Origin of the sequence: Litoribacillus peritrichatus, from assembly GCF_039537985.1 — a bacterium.
In the GTDB taxonomy this organism is placed as follows: Bacteria; Pseudomonadota; Gammaproteobacteria; order Pseudomonadales; family Litoribrevibacteraceae; genus Litoribacillus; species Litoribacillus peritrichatus.
In genome coordinates, this window is the sequence record NZ_BAABBN010000012.1 from 257,287 (window position 1) to 275,521 (window position 18,235).

Consider the following 18,235-nt stretch of genomic DNA (forward strand, 5'->3'; position numbering starts at 1 on the left):
GGCTGACAAAACAGAATTTATGTTTTATAAAAAATATCTACTTTTTCATAAAATAAGCAAATGAAGTACAAACAGTCTCCTCCAATACAATACATCCCTGTTTTTGAAGCTGCAGCCCGGCACCTGAGTTTTAAAAAAGCCGCAGATGAACTGTGCGTTTCAGCTCCGGCGGTAGGCCAGCAAATTAAAGCCTTTGAGGATTGGCTTGGAAAGCCATTATTTCAGCGACATACTCGAAAGTTAAGCCTTACCCCTGAAGGTAAACATTACCAAGCCACAGCAATGGCCATCATGAAAGTCCACTATCAAGGCTTTGCTGAATACGAACGTCGCTTTGAGAAGTCAGCCTTGAAGGTAAGTGCACCTCTTTTTGTTGCGCAAGAATTGATTATGCCTCACTACCTGGAGTTTTCTGATTATCTGCCCAATACCGAGCTACGATTAGAAGCGCGAATGTCATTTGTCGACTTTGACACCGACGCAGTGGATGCCGCCATTCGATTCGGCGATGGCAACTGGCCAGAATTAGACTGCCGCCCCCTCTCCAATGCATTTGTGGCTCCTGTATGCAGTCATAACTACGCAAAGTCACACCCACTGAATAACCCTGAAGAACTCCATCAGCACCGGCTCATTTATGCTGAACCGGCCATGAGCGGATGGGGTTCCTATTTTTGGAAAGGAGAGGAAACAAAGCCATTTGATATCATCACATGTGACTCCTATCTCGCCGCATTAAAGGCGGCATCAAACGATTTAGGCATAGCGCTTGGGATCTTTCCAACAGCCAATCGCTGGATTAACGAACAAAGACTCCACTTGCCCTTCCCTATGCAGATCAAAATCAATCGAGGGTTTTGGCTGGTATCGCCGAAATCTGAAAAGCCCCGACCAGAACTGGATGTGTTATACCTATGGGTGAAAAAATTGTTTGATGAAATACCAAAACTTGATTCAGATACAAAAATTCTTGATCTAAAAGAGCTCAGTTAACATTGAATACCAAGTATTCGATTGCTAGCACTTAGGTCATCAAACCTTTGCCAAAGAACCATCTGTTTGAAGTTCAAAGCAGTCCAAGTCATTGGCTAAAAATAAGTGACCTGAATAAGAATTACGAGCTTCGTTTTCTATGTCATTAATCGACATGGCTGAATCGGTTTGAGCACCATACCTCGGGCTAAAATGGGTCAACACCAAATTCTGAAGTTCATTTTTCTCCGCGCTATCGGCAACTAATTTGGCCGAGCTGTGTTGTGGGCCAGGCCCTATTTTTTCAAGTACATCATGGGTATAGGTAGCCTCGTGAACCAAAACATGGGCATTTTTCATAGCCTCAGACAAAAGATCAGGATTGTCGTTATCTCCGGCAATGATTATTTTCCTGGAAACTCGTGCCGGTAAAAAATAATCTTCACCTGAAATGACTCGACCATCGTCCAAAGTAACCGATCGCCCTTGTTGTAACTGCCCCCATAACGGCCCAGAAGGAACACCGTCCTTCCGAAGTTGGTCAGCATCCAGTTTCCGTCCAGAAACCTTCTCACTGAACGCATACCCAAACGAAGGAACCCGATGAGAGAGTTGAATCACTTCCAGTTTAAAGTCCAAGTCAGCAGGCAATGATGACGCCTCTGCAACATCCACAAACTGAATTTCAAAATTCAACCACAATTCAGTACTTGCTATAACACCCTCCACAAACGACCGAATCTTAGCCGGTGCCACCAGCCATAAAGGTGCTGTTCGGCCAGCCATAGCAGCACTGGCCAACACACCGGGTAAGCCGTAACAGTGATCGCCATGGATGTGGGTAATAAAAATTGCCTGCAGGTTTTTAAGAGTGAGGTTTGTTTCTAATAAACGATGCTGAGTGCCTTCGCCACAATCAACCAAACACCAGGATTTTGAATTTGTTTTTTTAATTGCAAGACCAGAAACATTTCTGGCTTTGGTTGGCGTACCAGACGAGGTACCTAAAAATTGAATTTGCATGTAATAAAAAGCCAATATATAAAAAGTTTCATCAAAGTGCGTCAGCAGAATACAGCGCAAGCCAAGCATCCAACCTTTGCTCTGCAATTATTTCTTCAGAAATAAAAGTACCAAAACACAACTGCCGCTCACGACACGCTTTTTCGGCCAGACCGAGCATTTCATTATGCTCTGGAATGTCTTCACGCCATTCCTGAGATCTAAACAATGAACACAGAAACACGTGACCAAGTACCAAGTGATCATTCGCTAGCTCAGCCTTAACCACCTCTTTTGCGAAGGTTTCCGATTTTTCATAAACCAGACATACCCCGAATAAATGGGCAGAGTCATCCATAACAAAACTGCATTCAGGCAGAACTTTGCACTTAAAGAGCACAACATAAAGGGCTTGTCCTTCAGGGTATGAACCTGCGCCGCTATCGTTACTCATCTACCCTTTCCCGCCAGTCCTTGAGACCGTATTCAGCCAAAATCTCATCCAGTTCACCGGACCGTCTTAAACGATCAACCCCATCGGAAAGCATAGTTGCGTACTTACCAGAGGACGGAAGCTCGGGAGAAAAAGCGATATATGATTTTTGGGGTGAAGTTGCAACGCCTACCTTCTTCAACCTATTTGTAGCGCTCAATTGTTTAGCCAGATGCCAAAAAACAGGTTCTGTAGACACGACCAAATCCACTCGATTTGAAAGCAACATTCGCAGATTATTCTTCACAGGAGTATTGCCATAGTTAACCTGAATTCTATCCCGGTTGGTTTTATTCTCGTAAATATATTGATCCAGTTGCTCGCCGTACGAATAATTCGCCGCAACAGCTAACTTCATCGAATGAAGCGACGATATATCACTGAATCGCCAGCTGTTTTCAGCAGTCACAAAAAATGAAAAACCGATCATTCCCAATTCATTTTCAGGAAATACAAAGTCCGGACAATCTTCAACATATGGCCCAACCACACCATCCACTTTCCCTTCCCGAGCCATTTGAATCGCTCGACTCCAAGGAATAACTCTGTATTCCACCTGATGGCCTTCGTGCTCAAATACGTTTCGGGCGATCTTAATCATATAGCCCTCTTGGGCTGAGCCCGGTTCGCAATTGATCGGACACCAAAAGTCGGCGGCAAGAACAATGCTATCTCCGTGAGCAGACAAACAGGACAAGAGCAAACATAAAATACCAAACCTGCCATACGCCATAGTTACATAGAATCTCGAAATTCATTCATTTACAGAATAGACGATAGTGGTTAAGCCCGAAAATACCGACATTTATATCGTATTTTTACTCCCTGTTGATCAGATTCGTCAAAGGGTCTTGGCAAGTGTCGTCTTGAATACAGCGCTGATTCGCATAAGCCTGCTCTCTGATTTCTTTAAAGTCAGGAAGCACATTCAAAAAAGACTGGAATGTTTTATCCCTAAGACCGTCGTCCAATAGCTGATTAATCGCAGCAATAATCTTCCTTCCTTCTGGAGTATCAGGGCAACTGGCACGGATCGGTGCGAAGTTTACGCCCTCAGAAAGCATCATATATTCAAGATCATGATCCGGAAACAATCTCGTGAAATTCTGAAATTCTTCAGGAAACACCAATACACTGCCCACTTTTCTGCCTGGTGTATTTGCCATCCGAAGCAAGCTTACTGGTCCTTGGGCTGCCGTCATGTAACGGATATCACCGGTCTTAGTGGTTTTAATAAGATCACCCATTAAACCAAACACAGGACGACCATTAATGATCAGCAAACGCCTGAGATCATGTGAATCCCTGATAACATCTCGGATGGACGCAATCCGTGTCGCCCCGTTATTCGAGAGTAGTTGATAGACTTCAGGCCGGGCCGCAACTCCGTAATCCACAGTATTCATGATGGAATCCGAATAAACACGGTGGTCGGTATCAGGCAGTTTCCAACTGCCCGAGCTACAAAACCGATCGTTTTCCGGATCTTGCATATCTCGTTGCCAGCGAGCCGCGTTCGCCAATACAATTTTGTTATTAAACCCGGCCTCGATATACGCATGCGCAAGGTCATAACCAATCCCAACTTTTTCAGGCGATCCAAACGGAGGGATATTAAAGGTATACCACACGTAAGGCGAGCCGGCATACACCACCGGGCTCAAGCTCAAGACCAAAAGAGAACTGGCTGCAATTGAGTTGCTGATCACTTTTTTCAACACAGACCTTAGATCAATCAAAACCACTGGCCTGTTGTCATATCACCCACATCAATCATCAAGCCAGGAAGACCATCACTTTTATTCATTGAGTTTAAATACCGCCTGCCGCTGCCATCACTACGCTCATGGTTCCATAATCACTGGTCAAACTGAAAGGCTGACTGACCTTAAAACGTTTAAAGCCTGCCCCATCTAACGCGGTACTAATTCGGTTTTCCGTGAGCCCAGTTCCAGATCCATCCAGGTCTAACCAATCCCATTGAATAAAAATACCTTTATCAGAAAGAAGACGCTTAAGTAGCAATAGCGTTTGTTCATAATCTGGCAGAAAACTGCACACCGAAGAAGCCACAACCAAATCAAATGGCGTTTCAAACACAGATGAACTGGTTATCAGTTCTTCCGTCAGTTCAGCCGCCAACGTTTCAACGCAAGGCAATTGCTTAGCATCTAAGGCTGATATCATTTTCGGGGAAGGGTCCAAGGCAACAATCTGATCCACCAACGGAGCCATTCGCTCAGACAACAAGCCAGTGCCACAACCAAAGTCCAATACTCTTAAACCTTTAAGATTCACTACATTAATTAAAGTTTGGTACGCTTTATCTGCGTATAAAACGGCATCTTTATTTGCATCCCATTCCGATGCGTAATCATCCCAACTGTCACTCATTCTTTCTTCTCTTGTAATAGGATCATACTCGATGAATCCTGATTCTAATTATGCCGAAATCGAATCTTCTGATGAACACAGTGCTTTAGTCTACACTGATTATATTCAATCACTTGAACGCACTTTTCATTTCAATCCGGCGTGCAATTTTACTCAAACAAATCGATCAGACGCACTCATATGCATTTGTTTAAGGATTATGAATTAAAGGATCAGCAACAGCACTCTGATAACAAAATAGTGTTTGACGCCGTCCGTATAAGTGATCAGCAACGCGTTCAGCTGAACTATTATCAGACAGAGGTAGCCAACTACACAAACCTGCCTTACATAAACAACACATTTAATTGCTTAAAAGCCATTCAATCGCCTTATTTACTGAAAATAGAAGATCTGGTCTACATCGACGAAGGCGTCGCGATTGTCACTGAGCCATACTTGGCCTCTTCACTTAAATCCATGTTATCTGAAAAAGTGAACTTCTCCTTAATTCAAGTGCTCACCATTATTGTTCAGGTCAGTACAGGACTCAAAGAAATTCACAGTAAAAAAATAAGCCATCAGGCAATAAACCCCAGCAACATTACATTTGATCCGGAAAACAACAAGGCGACGATCGTCGACTATGGCATCAGCCAGACTTTTCTTCACAAAGAACAATCTGATCAGCAGTCTAAATACCTGTACATATCACCCGAGCAAACCGGCAGAATGAACCGAAGTGTTGATCACCGAAGTGACCTCTATTCATTAGGAGTGGTTTTTTATAAGCTACTGACAAACCAGTGCCCCTTCCAGTCGAATGACATCCTTGAACTGATTCACGCCCACATTGCTCAACAACCGCCACCACCGCATAAAATAAATAACACAATTCCTGAAACCATTTCAAAAATTGTCATGAAGTTGTTGTGCAAAGAAGCCGAAAAACGCTATCAAAGTGCTGCCGGGCTGAATGCCGACATCTTTGCCTGTCTTGAAAAGCTACAACAAACAGGCCAGATCTCCAGACACTTTGAGATTGGTGCCATGGATTTGCGCAGCAAGTTTCAGATTCCTGAAAAACTTTACGGGCGAAATCACGAGATCCAATTACTGCTCAACACCTTTGAGAACAGTGCTGCGGGTAATTTTGAAACCGTGATTGTCGGCGGTTACTCAGGGGTCGGAAAATCGGCCTTAATTAACGAAATACAAAAACCGTTAGTTGCCAAACGGGGGCTGTACACACAAGGCAAATACGATCAGTTTAAAAAAGCGCAACCTTACAGCGCCATTCTCCAGGCTTTAACTGACATCGTGCGCCAGATATTAACTAAACAACAAAACCAAGTAGATGAATGGGCAGACATTTTAATTAAGGCTCTCAACGGTGAAGGTCAGTGCCTCGTCGAAGTTTTACCCATTTTAGAGGCGCTCATTAGTAAACAACCTGAGCTGGAAAAACTTAACTCCGTTGAAACTCAGGCCCGTTTTAACCGCACCTGTGAAGCGCTTGTTAAAGCCTTCTCATCCAGAGATCATCCGTTTATTTTATTTCTGGACGATCTTCAGTGGGCGGACCTGGCCAGTCTCAATCTGATTGATCATTTAATAAAATGTCAATGTCCCTACATGATGCTCATCATGGCCTATCGAGATAACGAAGTAGACAGCCACCACCCGTTTACCACACTGATACTTCATGACAGACATGAAGACCCGCATACCCAAGAAATCGCCCTGCAGCCCATTACGCTCATCGACATACAACATTTAGTCAGTGAAACCCTGCATAAAGACATCCCACAGATTGGGCCACTGGCACAGGAACTGATGTTAAAAACACAAGGAAACCCTTTCTTTCTTGGTCAGCTCTTCTCTTTGCTTTATCAGGATCAGCTTGTGATGTTTGATCCTGAACGAGGCTGGCAGTGGGATATGCAAAATATTCAACAAGCCCGTTTAAGCAGTGATGTTGTCATACTGATGACCAGTAAACTGAAAAAGTACTCACAAATAACACAAAGCGCACTCAATATGGGAGGCATTCTTGGTGCTGAATTCCAGATCCATTTAGCCAGTCTGGGGTTAAATCAAGACCCTGATAGCACTTACCTGGCCTTACTGCCTGCCATACAGGACGGATTACTTAAAGAGCAGACAGACCGTCTGAAGTTTGCTCACGACAAAATTCACGAGTCCAGCTATGCGTTAATGCCCAAAAAAGAGCGAACCAAGCGCCATGCCTTGGTGGCTAAGTTTATGCTTGAAACCTTCGATCAGGATACCATTGAAGCGGAAATATTCACCATCGTTGAGCACCTGAACAACTCAAGTGAGCTTATCACCCAGCCCGAACAGAAATTAGAACGTTCAAAATACAATTACCAGGCAGGTATCAAAGCCAAGCAGTCATCCGCGTTTGAACCCGCTGTAGACTTTTTGTTGCAAGCCAAAAACTACTTGGATAACACCATTTGGCAACACCACCCTGATTATGCTTATGATCTGCACTATGCATTAGCGCAAGCGGCTTATACGACAGCAAAGTTTGAACTTTCAGAAAACATCATCCGTCTTTGCCTCGATAAAGTACAAAACCAGACTCAAATCCCCCCGCTTGTACAGCTTTATCAGGATCTGCTTTTTGCGGACAGTCGACATGAAGAAGGCATTCATTTTGCCCTAAATAAACTGAAAGAATACGGGCTCACGTTACCGGCAAAACCCAGCAAGTTTGCCATTTTAAAAGAATACTTCACCTTAAAAATACGGCAAGGATTACGCCCAACGGAAACCTTAATTGACCTCCCCCAAACCACCAACCCCAAAATACTCGACATCATAGCAATCATCGCTAACATGGTACCTTCATGCTACATGATCAATGGCAACCTGATGGGCCTGATTTCTCTGCGGATGGCCAATTTGAGCTTAAAATACGGCAATAACATCTACTCTTCGTTTGGCTTTGCAATGACAGGCTTGGTCGAAACAGGCATTTTCAAACGCATCCAAAGCGGTCGAAAATACTACGATTTAAGTTATGCCATCGAAGAAAAATACCCAAACAAACCGATCAAAGGCCGGAATATGATGCTGATGAGCAGCTTTGCCGGCCCCTGGACAGAACCCATTAGCCAATATAAACAATTACTGGAGCCCGCCCGCGCCTTAAATGCCGAGCAAGGCATTTTACAATGGTCCGACTTCTGTGTGGTATTCACCCGAGCCCAATCGTTATTTTTTGGAAGCGACGATCTGACAACCGTATACCACGAAAATGAAAAGTGGCTGAAGTTTCATATTAAAAACGGCGACCAGCAAGTCATCGCCAATCAAAAGTTTCTGCTTCATTTCATCCAGAGCCAGCTGGGTTCCGAAGGCGCTTCTACTCTCCAAGCAGACGACCCCGACGATTTCAGCCAATCAAAACAGAACCCGCAAGAACAGAACGATCACGCACAAAATACGCCATCGGATTTTGACGAAGAGCAGCATGCAGCCTACGTTCAACAACAACAAAACGTCACCTTTGAAGCCTATTACGCCGTGCTTAAACAACTGGACAGTTTCATGAGTGGGGATCACAAAAAAAGTGTACTTCAGGGCCTGGCTTTATTCGCTAAAATGTATGAAATCTATGGCATCGGATTAGATGCAATTCACCGTCATATCTATGCCCTGGCTTATTTGGCACTCGATAAATCTGCTCTGACCTTCTTGGAACGCATAAAAAGCAGCTTGTACTTTAAGCTAAACCAGTTTTACCTATGGGTTTATCAAAATAATCGCCCGGATAATTTTGCCGCGCATTACAGCTTACTGAAAGCAGAGTTATACAAAAGTAAAAACCGGCAAACGAAAGCACTGGGGTATTTCGAAAATGCAATTCACCTGTCACAAACCATCAGCCTTTTTAATGAAGCTCTGAGCAACGAACGCTTTGCTGAATACCACATGAAATTTGGCCGACCTCACTCGGCACTGCTTTACGCGGTTCAAGCCAAAAAGCTTTACAAGCGTTGGGGAAATCATCTCCAGGTTGACCGCCTCATTAAACGCTACCCGGAACTGGCGCTCTTAGGAGATTCCGCCCCTCAAAGCAATTCACCTTCATCCATTATCCGGGAAGAACAGGAGCAACTGGATTTAATGAGCCTTACTCGAGGCTCCCAGGCCATTTCAAGTGAAGTACAACTTGATCAGCTAATTACAGCGCTTCTGAAGCAACTGATACAATCAGCGGGCGCTGAAAGAGCCATATTGCTCTTTGAAGAATATGACCAATTACACATTCAAGGCATCGTTGATGTTCAGCAAAATGAGCAAGTAACGGTACTTTCAGACCAGGCACTACCCCCTGACAGCGACAGCATGGCGGAAACAGTCATCAGGTTCGTTGAGCGCAGTAAAACCTGTGAGGTACTCAATGATGCGGTCAACGACGGAAATTTCACTCAAGACACCTACATTATTAAAACCCGAATGAAGTCTCTCTTATGCATGCCCATTCTTAATCAAGGTAAGTTGCTGGGTATTCTTTATCTGGAAAACAACCTCGTCACCGGGGCATTTACTCAACAACATCAAGACGTTCTACAAATCCTTGCTTCCCAGGCCGCAATTTCAATCGTCAATGCCCGTCTCTACGCCCAACTGGAAGACAAAGTCGCCGAGCGAACCCAAGAATTACAAAACACCATGGATCAACTCATTGAAGCAGAAAAAATGGCGTCTTTGGGGCAACTGGTCAGTGGCGTCGCACATGAAATCAACACTCCTGTTGGCATAGGCGTAACGTCCAGTACGCTGATGCAACATAAACTCGAACACATTACAAAACAGTACAACGCCAACACTATGACCAAGCATGACTTTGAAACATTTCTGGAACAAAGCAATGAAGTCATGGACATGCTACTAAAAAGCATCAATCACATTGCAGAATTAGTTACTCGCTTTAAAACCATTTCAGTTGATCAATCAGAGGAGCAAAAGAGCCGCTTTTATGTGTATGAATACATACTCGACATCCTGGACAGCTTATCTGATGAACTCAATAAAAACCGACACATCGTGGAGATTGATTGCCCGAAAGAACTGGAAATGCAAAGCTATCCTTTAGCATTTTCTCTGATCATCAGCACATTGGTGAGCAATTCTATCCACCACGGATTCAATCATAAAAAAGGCGGTAAAATCACAATCCAGGTTCATTCGATTAACGACAACGATCAAGACGAAATTCACATTGAGTATTACGACAACGGAGTCGGTATCAAAGAAGAACACAGAAAGAAAATATTTGATCCCTTCTTCACCACCAACATGGGTGACAGCACAGGGTTAGGACTACATATCATTTATAACGTCATTACCCAACAATTCGGGGGGAGTATTCGCTGTGAACCAGGTAACAAAATCCAGAACATGGGTGCTCACTTTTATATCAGCCTTCCCAGAATAACAAAGTCCCATCCGAAATAAGCGTCGTCAAAACGGCCTAAAGATTACCACCCTCATAGTGCTTTCCCATATCGACAGATTGATGCAAATACAAACTGAAGTGATCTCCATGATAGGTGTAAGTCAGCGGGTACTTAATCTCACCTCCGACCTGCAATCGGTAACGCCGATGCGCCTCAACCTCCTCCCAACCGTCAGGCCTAAGTGGACACTCGGAGTTAAGCCGACAATCTTCATTAAACGAATGAAAAATTTCGTCAGCCTCTTCAACCGCCACCTGATAGGAATAATTTGCCGCTGAAAACAAGCCGCTGAAAATGATTAAAACCAATCCGGGCCGAACAATTCGAGACCTATTTTTTTTGAGATTGAACAGTTTTATAACCAGCGAAATAACGCTGATCAAAAAACATAATGCGGGAATGCCCAGTAAAAACCAAAAGCCAGGGCCACTTCGACTGAAAAAGCCAAGTAATAACAGCGGAGGGATGATCTGAGCGAGCCAATGGCCTAATTTCTTCCAATCGAATTCCATTCAACACCTTACGGACACACCTTGCCCAAATATCTGTATCAACCATCTTAAAGGTAGCTCACCCTCAACCGATTCGTGAATGGCCGGTTTGTAAATGATCTATTTTTGAATGATCTATTTGTGAATTCCTGGCTCGACGCAAAACAACGCAGAAACTCATTCCCGCAAGGCAAAACGTCGGATCTGAAAATGATAGAAAGGAAACGGAAACACCCAAGATTATTAGCCTTAGGAGTTTCTTCTTACGGATATAATTAAATGAAGCCGAGACTTACAGAGACATATGCAGAATAGGGAAAGGTTTGCCCATATCATCCAACGGCGAACGGGAGACGATCTTAAAACCCATGTGTTGATAGAAACCGACCGCTAACGGATTTTGCTCATTAACATCCACTTGTTTGGCGCCCAAATGCTTAATGGCATGATCCAAAAGCAGTGTGCCAATTCCCTGCCCTCTGGCGGCATTTAAAATAAACAGCATTTCAATTTTCAGCTCATGGACGCCCACAAAACCAAGAATTGATCCGTCCTCATTTTTAACGCACTTTAACGTTACATTAGGGAAGGCCTGTTCGATGATAATCGGTTTAAAAAACTCAATATCGTCTTCTGTAATAAAGTCATGTGTTGCCCGGACTGAATTCTCCCAAACATCAAGCAATTCTGCGTAATATTCAGGAAGCACACTTTCTACAATCATAAATACTCCCAAGGCTGAAGTCTAAATCCAGATAATAAGTGCAGCCGCGAGCGCGAATATTATCAATCGAATCTCCCCAAGTATATTATTTGTATTCAATCACAGAACGTTCAAAAAGCCCGACAATCGTCGGGCATAAAGCGTCAGGAGTTAAAGAGCTCGAATTAAATTATTTAATCCAATGCTTACCCCAATGAGTCATGTCGTATTTGGATGCGCTTGAAAAGCTTCGAAGGCTTAAAGCTTCCGGTTTTTTGTCAGCCATTTTTTCATCATCAATCACTTGCGTAGACTGAGCCAAAGAGGTGGTGACAAAGGCCACTGCGTCGATATTTATCTCTAATGCGGTTTCTGACATATTCATAATGTCATCACAGGACTGGTGATAACAGGGGTCGTAAGCAACGTTAGCTTCACCACCAAAGGTCTCTGCTTGAGCTTCCGTTTTAAGCCCTTCAGCGCCCGAAAATAAGCCTCCAAAGGGAATCTCTTCTAAGAAAAACTGCGCATAGTCTGACCGGAAGCTGATTTCACTGCCTTCAAACGGCAAGCCCCGCATGGTGTAATATGATTCAAACATAGTTTCAATTGCAGCGGAGCCGGCCGGCCCTTCCAAATCAAAGTCCGAACCATCCCCGTCATAAATGGCGTAGGTATAGTTAGGCGAACCTATCATATCGAAATTTAGATACGCCTTGATTTTGGCCTTTTCATCCTCAGCAAGATTCTCTACGTAATGGGTAGACCCTACTAAACCTGCCTCCTCTGCACCCCACCAGGCAAAGCGAACTTTATTGTTGGGAAAGGTATTACGCATCTGAATGGCAAGTTCCAACAAGGCTGCACTGCCAGAACCATTATCGTTAATCCCGGCCCCTTCAAACACGGAATCAAGATGGGCACCTGCCATGATGATGTTGTCTTCCGCACCGAACCGTGTTTCTGCAATTACATTCAAGGTTTCAGACTGCTCTCGGATTACATCCGTAATCATGTGCAACTCCAGCCCCGCCAGTTGCGACCATTCAACCCCAAGATCGTAGGTCGCAAATAACACAGGGATACCACCTGAGTAATCATCGCCCAGTGTCGCGCTCAACAACCCTTTCCGGTCATCACTGTTGCCCTGATTAAAAATCACCACACCCGAAGCACCCGCCGCCGCTGCATTTTCAGCTTTCACTTGAAAAGCGCATGCCCCACGTTGAATCAAAGCAATAGCCCCTGCAGGAAAATCAGTAAAGTCAGTGGCTTCACAACCGCTGGTCGACGCATTCCCTTCGCCTAATGCTAAATCGACGGCTGCTACTGGTCCGGTCACATCTCCGGCGTCAGTTTGAGACAAGTAACCAAAGTCCACTTCCCATTCATAACTGGATGAATCCTGCGCTATCAATTCCAGCGTGCCTGGCCCTTGCGGATAAAACACCGAAAACGGGAAAGACTGCAACGTCACTTCATAACCCGCTTGTTCCAGTTCACTTTTGACGTAATCGATAGAAGCCTGATAGCCAGGTAAACCAGCTGCGCGAGTACCGTCATTGGCGTTCGCAATATCATTGAGCATTCGCAGCTTTGCCATCACATTGTCCGCTTGCATACAACGAGGGATTCCCCAAGGTGAGTTATTTAACAACCCATACGAACACTCAAAAGGGAATAATCGGTCAGGACTCCAAAATTTATTGAGAACTTCCGGGTTAATCGATGCCTCTTCCGCCATCAATGGCGTTGAAAGTCCGGTGGTGATTAAGGCAGCTAACGCGCTACCAAGCAGTGTTGAGTTCATTGTTCCGTTTAGCATGTACCACTCCATTGATCTGTTGAATGATTATTTCAAACGTTCCTAGATTCCAGCCCCTTCTGACCTGAGGTTGAACCACCGAGCAGTAATATTCGTCAAAATTTCGAATACACTGATTCCGCAATTCAGGTAAAAGCACCGGAGTTCATCAAGGTATAGCACAGCGTTTTAGAATTCTTAGCTGATAAAAATGACAGGGTAAACCGCCCCCTGCGTTCGAAGAAAAAGCCCGGTTTTCCTTAAAATAAAAGGCTTCCGGACGTTGTTGATAACGAAACCAGAATTACTCAATTAAGAGATATTGATCTATTAATCATCCGTATTGAGTTCCGATGAAAGAAAGTCTAAAGCACAAAACCAGCCAATATTCGGCTGGTTTTTATCGAACAGCTATCTATGTCACAACTATCTATGTCACAACTATACACGAACGCCTCAGGCCAGGGCTTTCACCAATGCATGACCCACGCCCGCAGCGGATGCAGGGTTTTGCCCCGTGATCAAACGACCATCCACAACCACGTGCTCTCCCCATGGCGCAATTTTATGATACGCACCCGCTTTACGCGTCAGCGCTTCTTCCAATAAGAAAGGAATGTGTTCGATGGTTCCAAAATCAATTTCTTCTTCACGAGTAAAAGCCGTGATCGTCTTTCCTGAGAGAATCGAACTGCCATCCGACAGCGTGATAGGTAGCAGTCCGGCAGGGCCATGACATACCGCACCGACCACCGCCCCTCTCTCGTATAAACCGGCGGTAATTGAAGCAACCTCGTCATTCAAGGCCAAGTCAGATAACAGCCCGAAACCACCTGGGTAAAAAACAGCACGGTAATCGTCTGCATTTAGCTGAGAAACCGGAATGGTATTATTAATGCGCGTTAAAAATTCGTCGTTGGCCAGCACCACTTCGTTCACGCCATCCACCACGTCTTCGCCATAGAGCGGTGCTTTACCCCCCTGAATGGAAGCAATGTCGTACTCCAAACCTGCGTCCAATAAAACATGCAAAGCATGGGTTAATTCAGGGGTGTAAGTGCCATTTTTCTGATCCGTTTCACCCAAGGTCGCGTGATTAGTGACTAAAATTAAAACTTTGCCCATGTTCTTCTCCTAACCCGTTTCCGGGTATCTTTCAGTGTTTTTCTGGATTCCAGCCAAGTGATTGGTCAATACTTGATGACACTTGGCAAGTTGATGAAGCCATCTTAAACTCCATCACAAACAATGATAATTACCCGAAACTGATAATAACTATTGCTCAGGAACAACAATGATCTCTTTTGAAGGCATTGCAGAGTTTATCGCGGTCGCTGAAACTCAAGGCTTCTCCACCGCTGGCAGGCGTTTAGGGGTTTCTACCTCCCATGTCAGCCGCAGAGTGGCAGCGCTGGAGTCCAGCCTGGGTACGGCACTGTTTGCCAGAACCACACGACAAGTGCGCCTGACGGAAGCTGGCCACCAGTACTATCAACGATGTACCGAGTTAATGCATGGTTTGGAGGAAGCCAACGAGCGCGTATCCAGTGAACAGGTTCAGTTAAGTGGGACGTTACGAGTGTCCGCCGCTGGCGAGTTTGCAGAAAAATATGTAGCGCCCGCTCTGCTTGAATTTGTGTCAGCCCATCCGGCGCTGAGCCTTGAGATGGACTTCAACTCGCGCATGGTGAACTTCGTGGAAGAAGGCATTGATTTTTCCATCCGGTACGGGCGATTACATGATTCCGGGTTGGTCGCAAGAAAATTAGCCCATCGCAGTTTAATTGCCGCCGCCAGCCCTGAGTATCTGGCGAATTATGGCGAACCTCAACATCCAAGTGAACTAGCTCAACACAACTGTCTGATTGCCAACAGCGATGTATGGCTATTCGATACAGATAAAGGCCCCCTGGAAATCAAAGTAAAAGGTAAACTCAAAACCAACAGCGCACGCAGTCTGATTCTGGCCTGCCAATCCGGTTTAGGCATCACTTACATGCCCAAATCCAGTCTCGGAAGCGCCCTCTCAGACGGCAGCTTACAGCCGATACTGACTTCTTTTGGAACCAAAGATCTCACCACTTGGGTGGTATACGCCAATCGTAAATACCTGCCTTCCCGAGCAAGGTTGGCCATTAACCACTTATTAAATCACTTTAAAGACTGGCGAGAAGAATAGACTGATCTTAATTTAAAAAGCCCCAGCAAGCGGTATGCTCACTGAGGCTTTTTAACTATCGGCGTTCTAATCAACCAATACAGTTAAATCGGAATCAGTTAATCCAAACCCACTGTTGGGTTTTGCCACCATGATACCCCCAGATATGGGAGTCACTGCCACGATAACTCCAGGTGTTTCCGCCATCAATGTCCAGTGCTTTACCTGACGCATGCTTAGGTCGGAAAGAGTTATTGGTGCTGCGCAACCAAACCTGGTTATTGCCTGTATGACACGACCACAAATGAACATCAGAACCATTGCCAGTTCCTGCGCCAGAGACATCCGCACACTTAAAGCGAGCAGCTTTATTATGCAAACGGCCTAAGCTGTCTTGATACCATTTTTGATAGTTATCACTTTGGCAACTCCATTGATGAAGGTCTGAACCATTACTTGTGCCTTCATCCTCAATATCAAGGCAGTAACCCTTGCCGTTTTTCAATCGCTGGTATTCAAACGCCTGAACCACGCCGGCAGACGTTGTCAGCTGAAAATTCGCGCTCTTACCGGAGTCGTAGGTTGCAGCCACTAACATGTACATACCCGCATTCAAATCCATGGTGATTTGAGAACGATGGGCATCACCGCCGTCGTCATTCACCGCGATTTGGTTGCCGTTGGCATCCAGCAAATACAAATAGGTATCTACCGAAGACACCAATGTCAGTGTCACTGTGGCGTTTGTATCCAACTTTAAGTCGATCAACGGGTTATTCAAACTGGCCACACTTCGACCACCTGAACCGGACCAGCTTCCATTCACTGCCTGGCCTGGCTCAGCCGGAGCATCCGGAGCCCATTTGTCATACGTTGCCGGTGTGTACCAATACCACATTTGAGTTTTGCCGCCATGATAGGTCCAGATATGGCTGTCGCTGCCATCGGTGCTGTTCCCACCGCCACTGATGTCCATCGCCATATGCGGTGCGTGGGCGGGTCTTAAAGAGTTATTCGTACTTCGCTGCCATTGCTGGTTAGCACCTGAATCGCAATTAGCTAACTCAATGTCCGTACCTTCGCCCGTGCTGTTGCCTACTACTTCAACACAGCGGTCAGAATTCAGTTTACTGTGCAAACGGCCTTGATTGTCTTGATACCAAAGTTGGCTGTCCATATCCGCCGGATCAGAGTGACAACCCCACTGGTGCACCGAAGTTCCAACATCTGTACTGCGGCCTTCCAAATCCAGACACTTACCTTTGCCGTTTCTTAATTGGCGATACACCACAGGATTCGCTTTTGCAGGAATATTTAACGCCCCTGCATCGCCCGGTACCCACTTTCCTTCCTGGTCAACGTCCGAATAATTAATCCAGGCTTCGTTATTGCCTTTGGCCTGAGTTAATAAATAGTTTTGATAACCATTTTTAGGGACACCAAAAGTACCACCAAATTCCGTCGCACAAACACTGGCCCCGTTTGCCCATACTCCACTAGCCGAACTGACTTGCCAATTACCTGCACTGTCCAGACAAGCGTAGTTTTTGGAAGCGTCGCAACTTAAATCATTGAAACGACCCGAAGCGGTTTGAACAGCACAGTCTTCGCCTCCCGCATCATTTGGTTCACCTTGATTCCAACTCCAAATGGCGGCTTTATGGCGGCTGTCATCATGATCCAACTGATCAAGACCTATCACGCCCATACCACAGGTGACCAAACGTTCCATGTAATCGGCATCAATCGCCTTTGGCGGATCACCAAACCAGTCACTTAATGTGGTTGAATCCTCATAGATACGCGTAATTCGGCTACCGATCACACTCGGGTTAAAATTATTGTTTCGGCAATCCGGCGCGCCGGACAACTCGCTGTTATCCGTGCTGAATAAATGGCCAAAGGAGTAGTTTTTCCAAGACGTATCGGCGCCACTGCAACCGCCACTGCCGCCATAAATCACGATTTGCTTGCCACTGTTCAAAATATCGGCTTTAGAGACATTGACCGGAAAACTTTCGCCACAGTTTTTGGTTTGATAAACCAGATCACCAAAGTATTTATCAATCATGTCAGACATCTCGGCGTACCGACCGTCCACATGATCTTCAAAATAAATAAACAACACTTGATCTTCTCTTTCAGGTTGGCGAATCCAGGTATTAATTTCTCCGATTCGCTCCTCCATGCGGCCATCAAACTCACTGCATCCGGTATGAGTATCTGTACCGTGACATGCGGTTAATTCGCCGCTGAACCAGTGCGTATCCAGCTCCAATAAGCGAACCCCCATATCCAGTTGTTCGGTGATGCTGTGAATTTGGTTTGGGTCCACATAACTGCCCAGGTTTGCATAGTGGTTTGAGTTGTAAGAGTTATGAGTCATCAGCACGGTGGCTTCCGACATAGGCGTAAACTTATCAATTTCGCTTTGGAGCATGAGTGCACGATACTGCCAACTGTCTAAATAGCTTTCAATCGCTGCATCAGCGAAACTATTCGAGGCAAACAGGCCTGAACCAACCGATACTGCACCAGCCAAAGCAGCTGCCACAGCCTTATTCAAAGGACGTTTGTACATGTACGTTACCATTTTTCTTGTTGTTATTTTAAATGCATAATTGGAAGTTAAAACGAGCGACCATCGATCCCGCCGCCATCAAACTGCCAAGAGCCGTAACGTAAATAATCACACCAATTTCTTACAAATAGAGTGTCCGATTCGGCCATTTCAGAGACAAATC

General features: G+C 45.1%; 13 protein-coding genes. 3 read left to right on the top strand and 10 right to left on the bottom strand.

Annotated elements, in window-relative coordinates; genetic code table 11:
- Positions 1–60 precede the first annotated feature (60 nt).
- Entirely contained in the window at positions 61–993 is a 933-nt protein-coding gene (locus ABD744_RS17640; RefSeq protein ID WP_344799878.1) for a LysR substrate-binding domain-containing protein, read from the top strand.
- 39 nt (positions 994–1,032) lie between these two features.
- Here the strand turns inward: ABD744_RS17640 and ABD744_RS17645 are convergent, their stop codons facing one another.
- The 5 genes from ABD744_RS17645 to ABD744_RS17665 all read right to left on the bottom strand — a co-directional run bounded on the left by ABD744_RS17645 (position 1,033) and on the right by ABD744_RS17665 (position 4,861).
- A complete protein-coding gene (locus ABD744_RS17645; protein ID WP_344799879.1) occupies positions 1,033–1,995 on the bottom strand; it encodes a ribonuclease Z in 963 nt (320 codons plus the stop codon).
- 31 nt (positions 1,996–2,026) lie between these two features.
- Positions 2,027–2,428 (bottom strand): hypothetical protein, encoded by a 402-nt coding sequence (locus ABD744_RS17650; RefSeq protein WP_344799880.1) that lies wholly within the window; start codon positions 2,426–2,428, stop codon positions 2,027–2,029.
- Positions 2,421–3,068, bottom strand: coding sequence for a substrate-binding periplasmic protein (locus ABD744_RS17655; protein WP_344799881.1), 648 nt, complete (start codon positions 3,066–3,068; stop codon positions 2,421–2,423). The genes ABD744_RS17650 and ABD744_RS17655 overlap by 8 nt, the downstream gene beginning before the upstream one ends.
- Positions 3,069–3,285: 217 nt before the next feature.
- Positions 3,286–4,206: a hypothetical protein gene (locus ABD744_RS17660; RefSeq protein ID WP_344799882.1), complete on the bottom strand. Its 921-nt coding sequence runs from the start codon at positions 4,204–4,206 to the stop codon at positions 3,286–3,288.
- Between the two features lie 73 nt (positions 4,207–4,279).
- Positions 4,280–4,861 carry a class I SAM-dependent DNA methyltransferase gene (locus tag ABD744_RS17665; RefSeq protein ID WP_344799883.1) on the bottom strand — a complete coding sequence of 194 codons (582 nt, stop codon included), beginning with the start codon at positions 4,859–4,861 and terminating at the stop codon, positions 4,280–4,282.
- 180 nt (positions 4,862–5,041) lie between these two features.
- Between ABD744_RS17665 and ABD744_RS17670 the strand changes: the two genes are divergently transcribed.
- The gene (locus tag ABD744_RS17670) at positions 5,042–10,333 is read left to right on the top strand and encodes an AAA family ATPase (protein WP_344799884.1); all 5,292 of its coding nucleotides are present in this window, start codon (positions 5,042–5,044) and stop codon (positions 10,331–10,333) included.
- A gap of 16 nt (positions 10,334–10,349) precedes the next feature.
- On the opposite strand, the gene ABD744_RS17675 is transcribed toward ABD744_RS17670, so the two are convergent.
- From ABD744_RS17675 to ABD744_RS17690, 4 genes are all read right to left on the bottom strand, one after another.
- Positions 10,350–10,847: a hypothetical protein gene (locus tag ABD744_RS17675; RefSeq protein ID WP_344799885.1), complete on the bottom strand. Its 498-nt coding sequence runs from the start codon at positions 10,845–10,847 to the stop codon at positions 10,350–10,352.
- A 271-nt stretch (positions 10,848–11,118) separates the two neighbouring features.
- Entirely contained in the window at positions 11,119–11,550 is a 432-nt protein-coding gene (locus ABD744_RS17680) for a GNAT family N-acetyltransferase (protein ID WP_344799886.1), read from the bottom strand.
- Between the two features lie 169 nt (positions 11,551–11,719).
- Positions 11,720–13,354, bottom strand: a complete 1,635-nt coding sequence (locus ABD744_RS17685; protein ID WP_344799887.1) for a M28 family metallopeptidase — start codon at positions 13,352–13,354, stop codon at positions 11,720–11,722.
- Positions 13,355–13,789: 435 nt separating this feature from the next.
- Positions 13,790–14,458, bottom strand: a complete 669-nt coding sequence (locus ABD744_RS17690; protein ID WP_344799888.1) for a type 1 glutamine amidotransferase domain-containing protein — start codon at positions 14,456–14,458, stop codon at positions 13,790–13,792.
- Between the two features lie 169 nt (positions 14,459–14,627).
- On the opposite strand from ABD744_RS17690, the gene ABD744_RS17695 reads away from it, so the two are divergent.
- Positions 14,628–15,512: a LysR family transcriptional regulator gene (locus tag ABD744_RS17695; RefSeq protein WP_344799889.1), complete on the top strand. Its 885-nt coding sequence runs from the start codon at positions 14,628–14,630 to the stop codon at positions 15,510–15,512.
- A gap of 94 nt (positions 15,513–15,606) precedes the next feature.
- Here ABD744_RS17695 and ABD744_RS17700 read toward each other — a convergent pair whose 3' ends face one another.
- Complete coding sequence (locus ABD744_RS17700) at positions 15,607–18,072, bottom strand: phosphatidylinositol-specific phospholipase C domain-containing protein (RefSeq protein WP_344799890.1); 2,466 nt, start codon at positions 18,070–18,072, stop codon at positions 15,607–15,609.
- Positions 18,073–18,235 lie beyond the last annotated feature (163 nt).

Coding starts and splice junctions, on each gene's coding strand:
- ABD744_RS17640 (WP_344799878.1), top strand. CDS start 61: ATGAAGTACAAACAGTCTCCTCCAATACAATACATCCCTGTTTTTGAA.
- ABD744_RS17645 (WP_344799879.1), bottom strand. CDS start 1,995: ATGCAAATTCAATTTTTAGGTACCTCGTCTGGTACGCCAACCAAAGCC.
- ABD744_RS17650 (WP_344799880.1), bottom strand. CDS start 2,428: ATGAGTAACGATAGCGGCGCAGGTTCATACCCTGAAGGACAAGCCCTT.
- ABD744_RS17655 (WP_344799881.1), bottom strand. CDS start 3,068: ATGATTAAGATCGCCCGAAACGTATTTGAGCACGAAGGCCATCAGGTG.
- ABD744_RS17665 (WP_344799883.1), bottom strand. CDS start 4,861: ATGAGTGACAGTTGGGATGATTACGCATCGGAATGGGATGCAAATAAA.
- ABD744_RS17670 (WP_344799884.1), top strand. CDS start 5,042: ATGCATTTGTTTAAGGATTATGAATTAAAGGATCAGCAACAGCACTCT.
- ABD744_RS17675 (WP_344799885.1), bottom strand. CDS start 10,847: ATGGAATTCGATTGGAAGAAATTAGGCCATTGGCTCGCTCAGATCATC.
- ABD744_RS17680 (WP_344799886.1), bottom strand. CDS start 11,550: ATGATTGTAGAAAGTGTGCTTCCTGAATATTACGCAGAATTGCTTGAT.
- ABD744_RS17685 (WP_344799887.1), bottom strand. CDS start 13,354: ATGCTAAACGGAACAATGAACTCAACACTGCTTGGTAGCGCGTTAGCT.
- ABD744_RS17690 (WP_344799888.1), bottom strand. CDS start 14,458: ATGGGCAAAGTTTTAATTTTAGTCACTAATCACGCGACCTTGGGTGAA.
- ABD744_RS17695 (WP_344799889.1), top strand. CDS start 14,628: ATGATCTCTTTTGAAGGCATTGCAGAGTTTATCGCGGTCGCTGAAACT.
- ABD744_RS17700 (WP_344799890.1), bottom strand. CDS start 18,072: ATGTACAAACGTCCTTTGAATAAGGCTGTGGCAGCTGCTTTGGCTGGT.